Source organism: Halanaerobium sehlinense, assembly GCF_055379485.1.
Map to the genome: position 1 here is coordinate 2,602,648 of NZ_AP042442.1, position 17,060 is coordinate 2,619,707.

The 17,060-nt window shown below is 34.5% G+C and carries 13 protein-coding genes and 1 riboswitch; of the genes, 3 read left to right on the plus strand and 10 right to left on the minus strand.

What is annotated here, in order from left to right; genetic code table 11:
* The first annotated feature begins 90 nt into the window (after positions 1–90).
* Positions 91–771 carry a redox-sensing transcriptional repressor Rex gene (locus ACZ446_RS12710; RefSeq protein ID WP_464392920.1) on the plus strand — a complete coding sequence of 227 codons (681 nt, stop codon included), beginning with the start codon at positions 91–93 and terminating at the stop codon, positions 769–771.
* A gap of 24 nt (positions 772–795) precedes the next feature.
* Here ACZ446_RS12710 and ACZ446_RS12715 read toward each other — a convergent pair whose 3' ends face one another.
* From ACZ446_RS12715 to ACZ446_RS12740, 6 genes are all read right to left on the minus strand, one after another.
* Positions 796–1,524 (minus strand): ABC transporter ATP-binding protein, encoded by a 729-nt coding sequence (locus tag ACZ446_RS12715; RefSeq protein WP_464392921.1) that lies wholly within the window; start codon positions 1,522–1,524, stop codon positions 796–798.
* Entirely contained in the window at positions 1,511–2,215 is a 705-nt protein-coding gene (locus ACZ446_RS12720) for an ABC transporter permease (RefSeq protein ID WP_464392922.1), read from the minus strand. Before ACZ446_RS12720 ends, ACZ446_RS12715 begins: the two co-directional genes overlap by 14 nt.
* Before the next feature lie 73 nt (positions 2,216–2,288).
* Positions 2,289–3,116 (minus strand): ABC transporter substrate-binding protein, encoded by an 828-nt coding sequence (locus ACZ446_RS12725; protein ID WP_464392923.1) that lies wholly within the window; start codon positions 3,114–3,116, stop codon positions 2,289–2,291.
* A 144-nt stretch (positions 3,117–3,260) separates the two neighbouring features.
* Positions 3,261–3,381, minus strand: a riboswitch (molybdenum cofactor riboswitch).
* Positions 3,382–3,451: 70 nt separating this feature from the next.
* Entirely contained in the window at positions 3,452–5,116 is a 1,665-nt protein-coding gene (locus tag ACZ446_RS12730) for a glycoside hydrolase family 13 protein (RefSeq protein WP_464392924.1), read from the minus strand.
* Positions 5,113–6,339, minus strand: coding sequence for an MFS transporter (locus tag ACZ446_RS12735; protein WP_464392925.1), 1,227 nt, complete (start codon positions 6,337–6,339; stop codon positions 5,113–5,115). Before ACZ446_RS12735 ends, ACZ446_RS12730 begins: the two co-directional genes overlap by 4 nt.
* Before the next feature lie 60 nt (positions 6,340–6,399).
* Positions 6,400–7,395 carry a LacI family DNA-binding transcriptional regulator gene (locus ACZ446_RS12740; protein ID WP_464392926.1) on the minus strand — a complete coding sequence of 332 codons (996 nt, stop codon included), beginning with the start codon at positions 7,393–7,395 and terminating at the stop codon, positions 6,400–6,402.
* Positions 7,396–8,083: 688 nt separating this feature from the next.
* On the opposite strand from ACZ446_RS12740, the gene ACZ446_RS12745 reads away from it, so the two are divergent.
* Positions 8,084–8,836, plus strand: coding sequence for a hypothetical protein (locus tag ACZ446_RS12745; protein ID WP_464392927.1), 753 nt, complete (start codon positions 8,084–8,086; stop codon positions 8,834–8,836).
* A 1-nt stretch (position 8,837) separates the two neighbouring features.
* Here the strand turns inward: ACZ446_RS12745 and ACZ446_RS12750 are convergent, their stop codons facing one another.
* The 4 genes from ACZ446_RS12750 to ACZ446_RS12765 form a co-directional block, all read right to left on the minus strand.
* Complete coding sequence (locus tag ACZ446_RS12750; protein ID WP_464392928.1) at positions 8,838–10,250, minus strand: sigma 54-interacting transcriptional regulator; 1,413 nt, start codon at positions 10,248–10,250, stop codon at positions 8,838–8,840.
* 94 nt (positions 10,251–10,344) lie between these two features.
* On the minus strand, positions 10,345–12,129 hold the full coding sequence (locus tag ACZ446_RS12755) for a YgiQ family radical SAM protein (protein WP_464394410.1): 1,785 nt from the start codon (positions 12,127–12,129) through the stop codon (positions 10,345–10,347).
* 358 nt (positions 12,130–12,487) lie between these two features.
* Positions 12,488–14,143, minus strand: coding sequence for a Na+/H+ antiporter NhaC family protein (locus tag ACZ446_RS12760; RefSeq protein WP_464394411.1), 1,656 nt, complete (start codon positions 14,141–14,143; stop codon positions 12,488–12,490).
* A gap of 262 nt (positions 14,144–14,405) precedes the next feature.
* Entirely contained in the window at positions 14,406–15,920 is a 1,515-nt protein-coding gene (locus ACZ446_RS12765) for a bifunctional metallophosphatase/5'-nucleotidase (RefSeq protein ID WP_464392929.1), read from the minus strand.
* Between the two features lie 169 nt (positions 15,921–16,089).
* Between ACZ446_RS12765 and ACZ446_RS12770 the strand changes: the two genes are divergently transcribed.
* Positions 16,090–17,004: a P1 family peptidase gene (locus ACZ446_RS12770; protein ID WP_464392930.1), complete on the plus strand. Its 915-nt coding sequence runs from the start codon at positions 16,090–16,092 to the stop codon at positions 17,002–17,004.
* The last annotated feature ends 56 nt before the right edge of the window (positions 17,005–17,060 follow it).

Genomic DNA, 17,060 nt, shown 5'->3' on the forward strand with positions numbered 1-17,060 from the left:
CTTTTAGGAAAAGTTGAAAAATTCTTTCTGCTGAGATAAAATAAAGTTAAGATATGTTATTTTTTTAACAATATTTGGGGGCGATATAAAATGGCTAAAGATTTATACAACATTCCAGACATAATTATAAGCAGACTACCTGTTTATTATCAGCATTTAAAAAGGTTAAAAGAATCAAGCAAAAAATATATTTCATCTGAAGATCTAGCAAAATTAACTGGATTCAGCAGTTCCTTAATTAGAAAAGATTTAAGCTATTTTGGTACTTTTGGTCGTAAAAGTTATGGTTATGATATCTTTTGCCTTTTCCAACAAATAAGCATCATTATGGGTTTTAATTACGATAAAAAAATTATTTTGATTGGTGCAGGTCATTTAGGACAGGCTCTGGCATATAATAAGGGCTATATTGAAAGAGGATATAAACTTACAGCACTTTTTGACAAAAACCCAAAATTAATTGGACTTGTAATTAATGATCTTGAAATAAAAAATATCAATAATTTAGAAAATCATTTGGCTGCAAACAAGGCTGACGTCGCGATTTTAGCTGTTCCTGGAGCAGCTGCCCAAAAAATAACCGACCGCCTGGTGGCTGCCGGAATTAAAGCTATCTGGGATTTTACAGAAGTCCCTTTAGAAGTACCTGATGATGTTTTAATAGAAGAACAATTAATAAATGAAGGTCTCTGTAAATTATCTGTCAAAATGAATCAACTTAGAATCAATGAATCTGATGAAGATCACAACTTTGAGTGTGATCAAAAATAAAAATTTAAAATCAAGATAATTAAATTATACTAACTCTGCTATTGGATCTTCAATCCCTGAACCATATAATCCAAAATTAAAATCCCTGATATTTTTAGTTATTTTTATTTTGCCACCTCTAAGCAGGGTTATTTGATCAGCCAGTTTTTTTATCTGTCTTCTGTCATGACTGACCATTACCACTGTCATTTGATCAGTTACCAGGTCAGCAAAATGAGAATTAAAAAAGTGAATACTTTCTTCATCTAAATTTGTAGTTGCTTCATCAACAAATAAGATTTCGGGGTCTGTAATTAAAGCTCGGGCAATAGAAGTTTTTTGCTTTTCTCCACCGGAAAGTGTATGGGCAGATTGCTCCAACAAATTACTTATCTCAAGTCGAGCAGCTATTTCCTTAACTTTTTTTTCGATTGCGCTTTGAACAGTGTCTCTTAATTTTAAGGGAAGGGCAATATTATAAAAAACACTACCTCGATATAAATATGGATCCTGCCAGATCACAGAAAATTTGCGCCTTAGAGATAAGTTTTGTTGTTCTTTACTAATCTTCTTCCCTTTATAATAAAGCTCTCCCTGATAAGTCTGGTCAACCAGACTCAAAATATTAAGAAGTGATGTTTTTCCGCTGCCATTGCCACCAATTATAAAATTAAATTTATTTTTAATAACTGCAAAATTATCAATATCAAGAATGGTTTTATCTCTGCAGATCTTTTTAATATTTTTAACTTCGATAATTTTATCTCCTTGCATAGTTTTTTCCCTCCTGCAGAAAATAGGTAAGAAAATTTATTAAAAATGAAAGTGTTAAAAGAATAATCCCCAAAGCCAGAGCAAAACCAAAACGACCTTTATTTGTTTCTAAAGACATAGCAGTTGTTATAGTTCTGGTAACACCTTTAATATTTCCACCAAGCATCATCGAAACCCCAATTTCGCCTAAAACTCTGCCAAATCCTGCAATTACTGCTCCAATAATCCCGTATCTAGCTTCTAAAATTAAAAGTTTAAATTTTTGACTGCGGCTGGCTCCAATTGAAGTTGCTGTTTTATATAATTTTTCATCCATTGAAAAAATAACATTTCTAACCAGAGCTGTTATTAAAGGGATAATTAATATCACCTGTCCAATTATTATTCCAACCGGAGTAAAGAGCAGATCAAATTCTCCTAAAACCCCTCTTCTTGAGATTAATGAATAAACAAAAATACCAACTACGACTGTCGGCAGACTGAGCATTGTATTTAAAATAATATTAATAAACTTTTTTGTTTTAAATTTATTCCGAGCAATTAAAATTGCCAGCGGCATGGATATAATTGAAGCAAGAAAGGTTGATGATACAGAAATTTTTAGTGAGGTTGTAACAACCTTTATCAGTTCTGAATCCAGGCTGATAATCAACTGCAGTGCTCTAAGTATTGCATCAGTATAATAATCCACTTTTTGCCTCCTGAAGATATAATTAGATCAGCCGACCACAGAAATAATTTCTACAGTCAGCCGAAAAATAGGTCTATTCTTCTAAATTCTCTGCTTCAATTGCAGAAGGATAAAATAACTGCTCATCATAACGCATATAGTTATTAATTATGTTTTGCCCCTGCTGAGAAGTTACATAACCGGTAAAAGCCATTGCCATCTGGTAGTTCACATGTGTATGATAGGCTGGATTAATCGGAATGATTCCATAAGGATTAAAGAGCTCAGGATCACCGCTATTTACAATCTCAAGCTCAATATCTCCGCTGTAGGCTAAAAAGGTCCCGCGGTCAGCTAAAATATAGGCCTGACGCTCATTTGCCATATTGATACTTGGTCCCATTCCCTGGCCGCTTTCTAGATACCAGCTGCCATCAGGATTGATACCGGCACTATCCCAGATAGATAGTTCTTTTTTATTGGTACCAGAATCATCACCACGGGAAACAAATTCTGCCCCCTCAGACTTAATTTTTTGGAAAGCCTCAACAGCAGTTTCTGTATCTTTAATTCCAGCTGGATCAGCTGGCGGTCCCAAAATAACAAAATCATTATACATTACATCTCTTCTGTTAACTCCATAACCATTGGCTACAAATTCGTCTTCTGCAGCTCGAGCATGGACAAATATAATATCTGCATCCCCATTGCGACCTAGCTCAATAGCCGCTCCTGTCCCTACAGCCACAACATCTACTCTTACATTAAATTTTTCTTCAAAAGGCGGCAGCAGTTCTGCCAAGAGCCCTGAGTTTTCAGTGCTGGTTGTAGTAGCCATTGTCAAAACTTCCTGAGCAGCTGCAGCTGCTGTAAAAATAAACATAAAAATAAGTAATGATAATAAAGTTTTCTTAATTGACATAGTAATCCCCCTAATTTTTTATTTTTCCGTATTTGCTCTCTTCTAACTCAAATCAATGTTTAAGCAGAATCAGCTAAAAAATAAAGTCAAAAAAATAACTCCCGGCAGCATAACCGGAAGTTTTAGGGCGGATTGAGCTTAATGCAATCCAAATCGATCACTCCTTTCCATCCCGGGAGGCCTAAAAGTTTCCTTTTAAACCCTATCGGTGTAATCAGCATAACTATTCGTCTTAGCATGAAAACACTCGGAGTTGTGCGACTATTCTTACATTAATAATATATTCTTTTTTGTTTAAAGTCAACAAATTTATTTAAATGAGTCAATTTCTTACTTTAATAAAGATAAACTCTTGCTTCATAGGGCCTTAAACTGCCGTTGAGGTTGAATTCAGCTTTTTCCTCATAATTATTTAATATCAGCTCTGCGGCTTCAACTCCAATATCTGAACTCAGATCATATTCTACTTCATTTTCAGTAAAGTTTAAAAGCACCAACAGATTATTTTGCTCACCTAAGCGCTGATAGGCATAAATATCTTTATCTTCTTCCAGTAATATTTGATAGCTGCCATAAGCAAAGACTGGATACTGTTTGCGCAGAGAAATCATTTTTTGGTAATATTTAAAAACTGAATCATCAGCAGCTAAATCTTTTTTAACATTGATTTCAGGATAATTTTCATTCATTTTTAACCAGGGCTCTGACTCAGAGAATCCAGCGTATTTATTAGCATTCCAATGCATCGGAGTTCTTGCATTATCTCGGGTTCGGTAATTAGCAATTTTTAAAATCTCTGACTCACTTAGTTCTCCTTTTGCCTGAACATCTTTAATATAACCTCTAGTCTCAATATCGTCAAAATCAGTTAAAGAATCAAAACTTATATTGGTCATTCCTATTTCTTCTCCCTGATAAATAAAGGGTGTTCCCCGCAGAGTATGGAGCATTGTTCCCAGCATCTTAGCTGATTCCTTGCGGTACTGACCATCATCCCCATAACGAGAAACAATTCGTGGCTGGTCGTGGTTGCAGAAATAAAGGCTGGTCCAGCCATTATTATTCTGCAGCTTATACTGCCATTCACTCATTACATCTTTAAGCTCTTTTAGATCCCAGTTTGTAATCTTTTCCCAGTCATCTTTTTTGTCTAATTCAAGATGTTCAAAAGGAATAATCATTGAAAACTCTTTTCTTTCTTCTTTTACAAAATTTAAAGCCTCATCTTTATCAACAAAAGGAGTTTCTCCTACTGTCATTGCATCATAGTTATTATAGGTTTCTGCTGCCATTTCCTGTATAAACTCATGAACACGGGGTCCATTAGCAAAATATTCGTGACCTTTTAGGCCAGCTTCTTCACCATCAGGAAAGCGCTGATCTTTGGAGATTAGATTGATTACATCTAATCTAAAACCATCAATTCCCTTTTTCAGCCACCAATTGATAATACTGTAAAGTTCTTTCCTTAATTTAGGATTTTCCCAGTTTAAATCAGGCTGTTTCTGTGAAAACAGGTGTAAATAATATTGCTCAGTTAGTTCATCATATTTCCAGGCTGATCCGCCAAAAAATGATATCCAATTATTTGGAGGGCCATCATTTTTACCATCTTTCCAAATATAATAATCTCGATAGGGGTTATCCTTACTTTTTCGTGATTCCTTAAACCACTGATGCTCATCTGAGCTGTGATTAATTACTAAATCCATAATCAGTTTAATATCTCGCTCATGCAGCAGCTCCATTAGCTCCTCTAAATCTGCCATGGTTCCAAATTCATCCATAATATTCTTATAATCACTAATATCATATCCATTATCATCATTAGGTGACTTATAAATTGGATTTAACCAGACTGCATCTACACCTAGTTTATCTAAGTAATCCACTTTTTCAATTATTCCTCTTAAATCTCCAATTCCATCATTATTACTATCATTAAAACTACGGGGATATACCTGATAGACTACTGCTTCTTTCCACCATTTTTTATTCATTCTGAGCCCTCCAATTTAAATTTTTTAGTTAAGCGTTCTTTATCTTTTAGCTTTTTGATTAAATAATTAATACTTAAAAATAAAATAAATAGACTGCTGACAAAAACTGGGATTAACTCTAAAGAAAATTTTCTAGCCAAAACACCTGCCAAACCAGGCAGCAAAGCACCACCAAGACCGGCAGCAGAAATCTGCATTCCAATTGTATTTACTGTATGTTCTTGTCCTACTCGGTAAGAAGTGCTGGAAATCAGCGCCGGAAAGATTGGAGCGATTGCCAGACCGGTAACTGCTATTCCAATTAAGGATAAGTACTGTGAAAAATTTAGAGCAATCAAAATACTGCCAAAAAGTCCTAAACCTGCTGCATATTTTGCAATTTTTCTGCTCAAAAATTTATATGCTAAAAACCCTGCTAAAATCCGACCAGCTGTAAATGAACCCCAGTAAACACTAACCCAAAAGCCTGCGGTTGAAGTATTGATTTCTCTCGATTCCGTCAGCAAAGTATAAATCCAGTGTCCAAGAGACATTTCGATACCTGTGTATAAAAAAAATAAAAAAACACTTAATAAAGCAGGTAAATAAGTTATTGTCTGCAGCAGTTTAAACTCTTTTTTCTTCTTTTTACTTTTTACAGATTCTGTTTCAGCTTGATCTCTTTGAACTTTCCAGAGAGACAGAGTCATTAAAAAAACAAATGCTAATAATAACTGTGCTGCACCGACTATTATATATCCAATTCTCCAGCTGCCTGAATATTTTATAGCATTTGCCATAATAATTGGTCCAATAGTAATTCCAATTCCAAAACTGGCATGAAGCCACTGCATTAGCCCTTCGTTGAAATTCTTTTCAACATAGGTGTTTAAAGCTGCATCAATTGCACCTCCGCCCATCCCTGCTAAAACTGCTAATAAAGGTATCAGCCACCACCAGGGAACAAGTGTATAAGCAATCAGCGCTGCACCTGTAGCCAAACAGCTTAAAGAAAGCAGAACTGCTACTCCAATTTTTTTCATAAAAAATCCATTTAAAAAACTAGAGATTAAATAACCTGTAGTTGAGCCAATTAAAATAATTCCTAAAGCATCAAGAGGTAAGGAAAAGCTTGTCCGCATTTTGGGCCAGGCGACTCCCAATAAACCATCTGGAAGTCCGAGAGAAATAAAAGCTATGTAAATAAGTGTAATCAGCAAATATCTTTTACTCTTTTTAGTCATATTTGATCCCGCCGCCTTCTTCAATAATTTAATATTATCTCAAATATTGATAAAAATATTCTAAGCTGTCTCCCTTTTTATAAGTTCTAAATCTAACTCCTGCTGGTGTTTCCCATTTATTTCACCATTAATTGCTTTTAATAAAACCCCAATTGCTAAATAGCCAAGCTGATACATTGGTTGGCTGATTGTTGTTATTTTTAAATATTTAGCCAACTCAATATTATCATAGCCAATTACAGCAATATCTCTTGGGGCCTGCAGTCCTTTTTCTTCCATCGCTTCTAGAACACCGATTGCCTGGTTATCAGAAGCAGCAAAAACAGCAGTTGGCCAATCTTCCTCTGGGAGTTTTAATATCTCCTGCATAGCTTTAAAACCTTCAATAATTTTGAACGGGCAAAACTTTAATAATTCTGAAGCAATAGTTAAATTGTTTTTTTCTAAAGAATTTCTGACTCCTTTTAGACGATTTTGAGCAGCCTGAGTTTCTTTCTCACCATCTATAAAAGCTAACCTTTGATGTCCAACCTGAATTAAATAGTCAACTGCCATTTCAGCTCCCAAAACATCATTCAAATAAATTGAATGAAAATTACTATTTTTCTCATCAGCTAAAACAATTGGAATTTCTGAATCTAAAAGCTGCTCAGATTGGTGATTAGAAATCCCCATTGTCACTGCAACTATTCCATCAACTGTTTTACTCTGAATAATATCTAAAATTTTATCAATCATATTTTCGCTATAAGAAATCTTATGTAAAATTAAATCAACTGCTTCTTTTTCTAAAGCACCCTGGATACCTTTTAAAACCTCAACAAAAAAGTGATCAACAAAAGTTGGTAAGATAACTGCTACTGCATTAGTTTTCTGCCGTGCCAAATTTTGAGCTGAACGATTAGGTCTATAATTTAATTCTTCGATCACCTGCAGAACCTTAGCTCTGGTTTCTTCTTTTACTTTATTACTTTTGTTGAGAACTCTTGAAACCGTACCAATCCCGACTCCAGCTTTTTCTGCAACATCATAAATATTAACTTTATTTTTTGCCATAACTAATTATTATCCTTTCATCTTTCCTAATTATTACTACTATTTTCATCTATCTTTTTGGAATCGCTTCCAAAATAATTATAGCAGTAGTTATTTTAAAAGTCAAAGATAAACACACTGCAGATTAAAAATTACAATAAAAAACTGACATAAAAAGCAAAAGCCCGGAGCTATTAGCTCCGGGGTCTTAATTATTTCTCTTTAATTTAATAGCCTCCCATCATGTAATAATCCATCAAGGCGCTATCTTTCAATTTTACGTGTCCCTCTACATCAGATTTAGTGTTGTACTTCACCTGATCCTCATGACTTTTGTGAGTGCGCTTGTGCTTAAAAATGTTCTTCATTAGTAATGCCCCCTTAATAATTTGGTTAGGGAACATACTCGCTGCACATCTACTTTGTTCCGAAAATACGACCACCGACCTAATAGTTAACTCAGCTACTCACTTTCTGTCGGTTCAATTAGATTATACTACTTTGAAAATCATTTGGCAAGGAAAATTATGAATTTTTTAAAAATTATTTCTTTTGTTCTTTAGCATGATAATGTGTTGATTTAACAAATGTTATGCAGGACATCTGAAATTTAAAAAGAAATATAACTTATAAACAGCTATTATTGATTTTATCAGTTTCATTTTTAAACTTAGTCTATTATTTTTCAAACTTAAAAGGAGGTAAGATCATGAACCAGAGGAATCTCAGCCTAAAATTTACAAATTTAGTTTTTCTGGCATTAACCATTTTCGTTAATTTTTTGGCCAACTATTTGCCAATTAATAATCTCAGCAGTGGTGAAGTTTCCGCACTTTATCAAAACCCGTTTACCCCAGCTGGATTTACTTTTTCGATCTGGGGAGTAATTTATACTCTATTAATTATTTTTATTATTTATCGTTTTTTTGGCAGTGGACAAATCAATAATAAATTTAGTACAGGTCCTTATTTTATTATTGCTTCACTTGCTAATATCTCCTGGCTCTTTCTCTGGCACAATCTGCTGATTCCATTTTCGATGCTTGTTATTTTGATTTTACCTTTATCATTGTTTCAGATCTTTAAAAGACTGCAGCAGTATCAAACTTATTCTTTAAGTGAATATCTAGCCCTGAAGCTGCCGTTTAGCCTTTATACTGGCTGGGTTACTGTAGCCTCCATTGCTAATTTTATGGCCTTATTGGTTTATTTTAATCAAGACTGGCCTGCTAACTTTCTCAACATTGCAGCTATCATTGGTGTTTTATTGGCTTTAACAATTGCAGTTAAAATCTTGGATAAGTATAAAAACATAGCTTTTGCGCTGGTAATAATCTGGGCCTTAATTGGAATAATTGGCGCCCACTTAAGTTATCAGAGCCCGGTAATGGCTATTATAATTACTGCAGCCATCTCTATTTTAATTATCAGCATTAAAATCATTAAAATTTTGAGCTCATAAGCTAGAGATCCATCTTTTTCAAACGGTATGAAACCTGATAATATTTTAGATCAATTCCTTTTTCCTGTAATCGATTAGCTATTCTTCTGGCACCAAAACCTTTTTCACGATAAAACTTAATTAGGTCTTCTATATTATCCGAATCAGAATTATTTTCTTTAACTGCTGATTGATAATTATTTTTGTTACCTTCAGCAAGTATTTTTTTAGGTATGTGCTCATTCTTAACTAAAATCATTAGTTTTTTATTATTTAAATTATTAATTAATGGAGTAGCACTATCAATTGCATAATTTATCACATTTTTAAAGTGCCTTACATTTCTCTTATAAGATGCATTCAGTAATCTTTCCCTAGCTTCAGGCTCAAACATTATTTCTAAATCAAAATCATATTTTTCTAAAGCTGATTTTTTATATTCCTCTTTAAAATGGAGGAACATTTTCTCTTTTTCACTATATGAGCGCTGATCAAAAGGTGGTAAAAACAGCTCATACTGAGCCAGTCTTTGATAAAGTTCGGGCAGCAGATTTTCCTCCAAATCCTTTGTGGATGCTGCAATCACAATTACATCAACAGGTATTTCTTTAATTCCTCCTATTCTGCGCACCTTCTGCTCTTCAATTACTTTTAAAAGTAAGTTCTGGTAATTTTTAAGAGCATGAGCCTCATCAAGGAACAAAATACCTTTATTGGCCTGCTCAATCAGTCCATTTTTATTAGAAGCACCTGTAAAGCTTCCCTTTTTTGAACCAAAAATTTCAGCTGCTGCAATATCAGGATTTGTAAATTGAGCACAATTAATATGAACAAAAGGGGCATCTTCTTTTAAAACTCCAATATTTTTAGCAAAGCGGTACATCAGTTTAGCTAAATAAGTTTTTCCAGTTCCAGTTTCACCTGAAATAATAGAATGCCTGGGACCTCCTGGGGATCCCATTGCTTTACAGGCCTTGTTTACCACCTCTTTTAAACTCCCCTGACTACCAATAAAATCATTAAATATATTTGAAGAAGATGTGTTAATTAACTTTTCCTGCAGATTTAAAATTTTACTATTCATCATCTTTAATTCTGTGATATCCCTGAATATTGCTAAACCACCCTTGATCTCTCCTTCGATTATTAAAGGATAGGCGTTAACAATAAAATGTCTGCCATCAGGATTTTCAACATGAAGATTAGTATATTCCTTCTTAAAGTTTAAAACTTTCAACACAGCCGCATTTGGATAAAATTCTGTAATATGCTTACCCACCATATTTTCAATAGAAGTATTTGCATAATTTGCAGAATTATCATTAACATAGATTATATTTCCATCTGTATCAACTACATTTACACCTTCATTGATTTTCTGAATTATTTGATCCAATATTAAACTTTTAGATTCATTCAAATCAAGCCACTGCATAAGTTAATCCTCCCTCAGTGAATTAAGGTTTCTGCTGTCAAAAAGAATTTTAAAATAGACACTATCTCATATACTTGTTATATCATACCTCTGCTTAATGAGTAGGTGGCACAAGTGAATTTCGATCATATCCAATTAGGTCTTTCCGTCCAGCCATCTTTAAAGCTTTACGCACTATTTGATGATTCCCCTTTTTATGATACTGCAGAAGTGCCCTCTGCATTTTTTTAGCAGCAGGAGACTTTGCTGTATAAACTTCCTCCATTGTTCTCGGATCATAACCGCTGTAATACATTGCAGTTGCCATTGTTCCCGGTGTTGGATAAAAATCCTGTACCTGGTCTGGATGATGATTAATATCACGCAAATACTCAGCCAGTTTGACCGCATCTTCCAAACGACTGCCCGGATGGCTGGAAATAAAGTAGGGAATTAAATACTGTTCTAAACCTATCTCTTCATTAACCTGATAAAAAGCTTCTCTAAATTTATCAAAAACTTCTATCCCTGGTTTTCCCATATAGCTTAATACATTATCCGAAACATGTTCAGGAGCAACTTTAAGCTGCCCACTTACATGATGAGATGCCAGTTCTTTTAAGTATTCTCGTCCTGCTTTATCTTCTAACAAATAGTCAAAACGAATTCCAGAGCGGACAAAAACTTTTTTAACACCAGGAAGCTGTCTCAATTCTCTTAAAATCTCAAAATATTCCTCATGGTCAACTTCCAATTTACTGCAGGGAGAGGGAAACATACACTCTCTGCCCTTACACATTCCTCTAGAAAGCTGGTCTGGACAGGACGGCTGACGGAAATTAGCTGTTGGTCCTCCTACATCATGAATATAACCTTTGAAATCATCAAGTTCGATTATTGTTTTGGCCTCTGCAATTAATGATTTTTTACTTCTAGCTGTCATCATCTTTCCCTGATGAAAAGAAATAGCACAAAATGAACAGGCACCAAAACATCCGCGCGAACTTACAAGGCTAAACTTAACTTCTTTAATTGCCGGCACTCCTCCAGCTTTTTCATACATCGGATGGTAATTCCTTTGATAAGGTAGGGAGTAAACATGATCAAGCTCCTCCTGATTCAAAGGTTCAACCGGAGGGTTTTGAACTAAATAACGACCGTTATGTGCCTGCACAAGCTGCTGACCCCTAACTGGATCCTGCTCTAAATATTCTATTTTATAGGCATAGGCATACTGCTTTTTATTATTCTTTACATCCTGGTAGGAAGGTAATATTTCATAATCATATAATGATTCTAATTCATCTGCAATAAAAGCTGTACCTGGTAAATAGTTTATATATTTAATATCTAAACCAGCCTCAAGATTTTCTGCAATTTTTAAAATCTGTTTTTCTCCCATACCATAAACCAAAAGATCAGCTCGGCTGTCAAATAATATAGAACGGCGTACACTATCATCCCAATAATCATAATATGCAAAACGACGCAGGCTGGCCTCTATTCCTCCAATAATAATTGGAATATCTCCATAAGCTTCCCGAATTCGGTTACTGTAAACAATAGTTGCCCGATCTGGACGGTGCCCACTTTCTCCCCCTGGGGAATAATTATCATAACTGCGGCGATTTTTAGACGCTGAAAAATGATTGACCATAGAATCCATATTCCCAGCAGTAACTAAAAAGCCATAATTGGGTTCTCCCAATTTTTTAAAATCAGCTGTAGATCTCCATTCAGGCTGAGCTATAATACCAACTTTGAATCCCGCATCCTCTAGTACACGAGCAATGATTGCTGTCCCAAAAGATGGGTGGTCAATATATGCATCACCACTAACAATAATGAAATCTAATTTTTCCCAGCCTCTTTTTTTCATATCAGCTTTAGAGACTACCATGAATTGGTCACGTGGATTTTCTAAATTTTCTTGACTTATTGCTTTAGTTCTTTTCTGTTTAACATTTTCCATTAAATAATCAATAACTCCTTTATTGTGTCTGGCAGCAAAATTAATTTAGTATAAAAATCTATTTTTAAGTTTAAATTATAATTAAAAGTAAATCAAACATAAGTGATCTACTCATTATTATAGCAGAAAAATAGCTTTAAATCGAATTTGAGTCTGAATAATTATTTAAATTTAATTTTCCCCTTATTTTTAATTTAAAAAATCCCCTGCTGCTTCACAAAAAAGAAGTTTACAGGGGATAATTTTTTGGTTTTTTCTAAAACTCCAAAATTTAAATTGGATTAGTTTAAGAAGCTAAATTTGCAAAGAGAAAAATACTAACCATGTAAATTAAATAAAAGCCTGCTGCTGCGGTTGCAATCTTATTAAAAAGCTTTATTTTACTGTTAGAAGTAATTCCTTTTTTAATCTCTTCTCTTGTAGGCATTATTTCTGGCAGACTTTTTCTTTTAGAATCATATTTATTTAAAATAATTGTTAGAGCAATTGTCAGAACAAAAGCAATGCTCAAAAGAATTGCTACAGAATCAATTCCTACTGCATATAAAACAAGAGTAAAAATCGTAACTCCTGCTGTTGTTAAAGCATAAGGAATCTGTGAACTAACATGATCAATATGATCAGATCCGGCAAATATTGATGACATTACAGTTGTATCAGAAATTGGAGAAACATGATCACCAAAAATAGCCCCTCCAAATAAAATCCCCATTAATACAGGAACAATACTAAAACCTACTAATTCATAGCCTGTAGAAACAGCAATTGGAGTTAAAATAGCCATCGTACCCCAGGAAGTTCCAGTTGTAAATGAGATAAACATTGCTGCCAAAAAAATAATTATTGGTAGAGCTCTACCAGGCAGACCAATATTCATTAAAATACTGACAACATATTCTGCTGTACCTACTTGATCTGTCGCATGACCAATTGTCCAGGCTAAAATAATAATTGCAGCAGCAATTATCATAGTTTTAAAACCATCAATTATAGCATCACTTGCTTCACTTAAAGATACCGTCTTATAAGCTAAGGCTCCAACTAAGGCAAAAAAGACAAAGGCAAATGAACCATAAAGTAGGGCTAAAGCAATATCAGTCTGCTGAAAAGCCTGAGCAACACTCACTCCAGCCAGATATCCCTCACCAAGCCACCACATTGAAAATACACTCACAACTAATAAAGAAATAATAGGCAAAAAGAAATTAATCAGTTTAGGATTTAAACTGCTCTGCTCTCCTACATCAGTACTAATATCTGACAGGGCTTCTGCTCCATCCTTCATTAGTTTTCCTTCTTTACGTGAACGCCACTCGGCATCCAGCATTGGTCCATAATATCTCTGTGTAATTGCAACAAAACCAACTGTAAAAAAGGCTAAAAGACAATAAAAATTCCAGGGTATTGATTTTAAAAACACCGCGTATGGAGTCATTCCTATCTGCTCAGCAGTAATCCCAGCTGCAGAAAAACCAACAGCAATCATTGAAACCTGATAACCTATCCAATTTGAAACTGGACCAAAGGTAGTTACCGGTGCTGTTGTTGAGTCTAAAATATAAGAATGGGCTTCTCTAGATGTATTATTTTTCATACTCACATCACGAGTTGCATTACCTGTTACAATTGTACTGGTATAAGAATCAATAAAAATAAACATTCCGATCATCCAGGTTAAAATTTGTGAGTCCCTTGAAGTCTTAACTGCGTTTCCCATCCAATTTTCTAAAGCTAAAACACTACCAGATTTATAAATCAAAGCAGCACCTGCTCCCATCAGCATTATCAAAATTAGAAACTTAGCATTCCAGGGATCGTTGACTGTATTTACAATCCAGCGCAGAGATAATGAAGTTGCAGAAATTGGGTTCCAGCTGCTAATGATCAAAGCAGCAGACCAAACTCCGGCAAATAAAGAAATAAGTACTTCCCGAGTATACATAGCAAGTATAATTGCTAATATAGGTGGGATAATTGACAAAAAACCAACTGTTTCTCCACTAATAATAAAAACCTCCCTCGTTTTATTAATTTAATAGATTAAATTATAGCTTAATTTTATCGAATCTGACTACAGTTGTAAAGTGCAATCTTTTTTTAAAAAATATATAGAAAACCCTCTATTTTGATATGATATCAAAATAGAGGGTTTTTAATCTAACTATATTTTTTAGACTCAATATTTCAATATATAATACTGAAATTTATTCAGCCATTATTCTTCCTTCAACTTCAGGCGCTACAGGAGCATTAGCCTCGATATATTCCATTAGTACTTCTTCCAGACCTCCAGCTTCACTAACTATTGGAGCATCTGCAAACATGGAATATCCATCTCCACCTGCTTTCATAAAGTCATTTGTAGCTACAGTATACATTTTATTTGGATCTAACATTTCGCCGCCAACCCAAACTTCCTGAACTCTATTTCCAGGTTCAGCATCACCGTCAAAGGTGAATTTAATACCTGAGACCTGTGGGAATAAACCTTCTGTTGCAGGATATTCAGACACACCGTGTTCTAAAGCAGCTCTAAGATCAGCACCGCTTAACTCCATCATCATGGCTGTATTACCAAATGGCAGCACAGTGATTACTTCACCCTGAGTTATTTCACCCTGGTCAATTGAAGCACGAATTCCTCCACCATTTGTAATAGCTGCATCTGCACCAAATTTAGCTCTCATAGAATCTGTAATTAGATTACCGAGATTAGTTTCACCTGTTCTAACATGTTCTCTGGCTCCATTTAGTTCAACAGCAGTTCTTCCAACTACCTGAGAGGTAATAACCTCGTTAGCTCTATTAACTCTATCTACAACTAATGAAATAATATAATCTTTTTCTACATCTGCTGTCTCTTCCCTTGGAATTAAATTGGCGTTAATTGCTTCTACTTCACCATTTTCTACAGTTAGGTCTACATAACCAAGAAATTTAGAATATTCACCAGCCATTGCAATCATTGTATCATTAACCATCATACCTTCTTCCAGCACATTATGGCTGTGTCCGTCAATTATTAAGTCAATCCCTGATACTTCTTCTGCTAACTTTGTACTTGTGTATTCGCTTCCTTCACTTATTCCTAAATGAGTTAAGGCAACAACAACATCTACCTGATCTTCTAATTCATTTACAACAGCTTCTGCAGTAGTAAATGGATTTTCAAAAACTAAACCCTCAACATTTTTAGGGTGAGTTTTATAGCTTGTTTCAGGTGTTGCTAAACCAAACACACCAACTTTAACTCCATCATATTCTTTAATAAAATAGTCCTGAGCATAAGAAATTTCTTCTCCATCTTCTCTGCTTAAGTTAGCAGCTAAAAATGGAAAGTTGCTCATTTCATTTAATTCAGCTAATCTAGCCTGTCCATAATTAAAATCATGATTTCCTAAAGTTACAGCATCTAAATCCATAAGATCAAGAATATGGCTGATTGCCTCACCTTCATTTATATTTGCAATTGTTTGACCATGGAAAGTATCTCCCGCATCTAAAAACATAACATTATCGTTATTTTTTTTACCTTCCTTAATCAAAGTTGCCATTTTAGCATAACCCATGCTGCCAGCATAATCATCTTCTTCTACTCTGGAATGGACATCATTGACATGATAAATCCTTAAGTTTACCTCTTCCGCTAGAATAGTAAAAGATAGAGTCATGACTAAAATTAAAGTTAATAAAGTAATTGAAAGTTTTTTGAATTTCACAAATTCCACCTCCGTGATTTTTTTGAAAATTGATTATACTCTTATAATATATTATTAGCGATAAGCTCACAGTTTCCTGCTTAACATAAAGAAATATTTTCTTTAATTGATAAATAGTAGTTTATTAAATTTGAGCTATCATTTATAATAAAATAGGAGGCGGTAATATATGAATAATGATATAACAGCTGTTAAAGGAATTAAAGTAGGTCATGCTGAAGATAAAGCTGCTGGCACGGGCTGTACTGTCATTCTAACTGAAGGTGAATTCACTATTGGAGCTGAAGTCCGTGGTGGAGCTCCTGGCAGCAGGGAGATTGCTCTAACAGACAGCAGAGCTGCTGTTGATAGAGCAGATGCTATTTTTCTAAGTGGAGGCAGTGCTTTTGGACTGGATTCTGCAGGAGGCGTAATGAAATATTTAAAAGAAAAAAATATAGGTTTTCAAACAGGTGGTGGAGTTGTTCCAATTGTTCCAGCTGCAGTTATTTATGATTTAGAATATAAGAGTAATAATTATCCTGATCAGGAAATGGCTTATCAAGCCTGTCTGCAGGCCAATAATTCAAAACAACTAAGTCAAAGTATTGGAGCAGCGGCCGGAGCAACCTGTGGAAAAATTATGGGAATGGACTATGCCAGCAAAACAGTTATGGGGCACGCTGCAGTTAAAACTGGAGATATAATTGTTGCTGCTCTAGCAGTAGTAAACGCTTTTGGTGACATTAGAGATCCTGAACAGGGAAAAATTATTGCTGGAGCAAAAAATAAAAAAGGTGAATTTTTGAATACTGAAAAGACAATTATTAACCAAGCCAAAATAAATCTCGGCTTTTTACGAGAAAATACAACTCTGGTTACAGTTACAACAAATGCTGTTTTAAATAAATCTGGAGCCAACAGAGTTTCTATGATGGCCCACAGTGCTTTCAGCAGGACAATCTATCCTGTCCATACCCTCTTAGACGGAGATACTGTTTTTACGCTTTCCTCAAACCGGTATCAGGCTGATATAAATCAGATTGGAGTTATGGCTGCTGAAGCTGTTAAAAAGGCAATAATTTCAACGACCAAACCACAATAATAACTAATTACTTGAAAAAACTATAGTAATTTAATATACTATAAAATGCATCTTAA

What these genes read in the sequence shown, in the direction of transcription:
- ACZ446_RS12710 (WP_464392920.1), top strand. Translation starts at nt 91, where the DNA reads ATGGCTAAAGATTTATACAACATTCCAGACATAATTATAAGCAGACTA.
- ACZ446_RS12715 (WP_464392921.1), bottom strand. Translation starts at nt 1,524, where the DNA reads ATGCAAGGAGATAAAATTATCGAAGTTAAAAATATTAAAAAGATCTGC.
- ACZ446_RS12725 (WP_464392923.1), bottom strand. Translation starts at nt 3,116, where the DNA reads ATGTCAATTAAGAAAACTTTATTATCATTACTTATTTTTATGTTTATT.
- ACZ446_RS12730 (WP_464392924.1), bottom strand. Translation starts at nt 5,116, where the DNA reads ATGAATAAAAAATGGTGGAAAGAAGCAGTAGTCTATCAGGTATATCCC.
- ACZ446_RS12735 (WP_464392925.1), bottom strand. Translation starts at nt 6,339, where the DNA reads ATGACTAAAAAGAGTAAAAGATATTTGCTGATTACACTTATTTACATA.
- ACZ446_RS12740 (WP_464392926.1), bottom strand. Translation starts at nt 7,395, where the DNA reads ATGGCAAAAAATAAAGTTAATATTTATGATGTTGCAGAAAAAGCTGGA.
- ACZ446_RS12745 (WP_464392927.1), top strand. Translation starts at nt 8,084, where the DNA reads ATGAACCAGAGGAATCTCAGCCTAAAATTTACAAATTTAGTTTTTCTG.
- ACZ446_RS12750 (WP_464392928.1), bottom strand. Translation starts at nt 10,250, where the DNA reads ATGCAGTGGCTTGATTTGAATGAATCTAAAAGTTTAATATTGGATCAA.
- ACZ446_RS12755 (WP_464394410.1), bottom strand. Translation starts at nt 12,129, where the DNA reads ATGGTAGTCTCTAAAGCTGATATGAAAAAAAGAGGCTGGGAAAAATTA.
- ACZ446_RS12760 (WP_464394411.1), bottom strand. Translation starts at nt 14,143, where the DNA reads ATGTATACTCGGGAAGTACTTATTTCTTTATTTGCCGGAGTTTGGTCT.
- ACZ446_RS12770 (WP_464392930.1), top strand. Translation starts at nt 16,090, where the DNA reads ATGAATAATGATATAACAGCTGTTAAAGGAATTAAAGTAGGTCATGCT.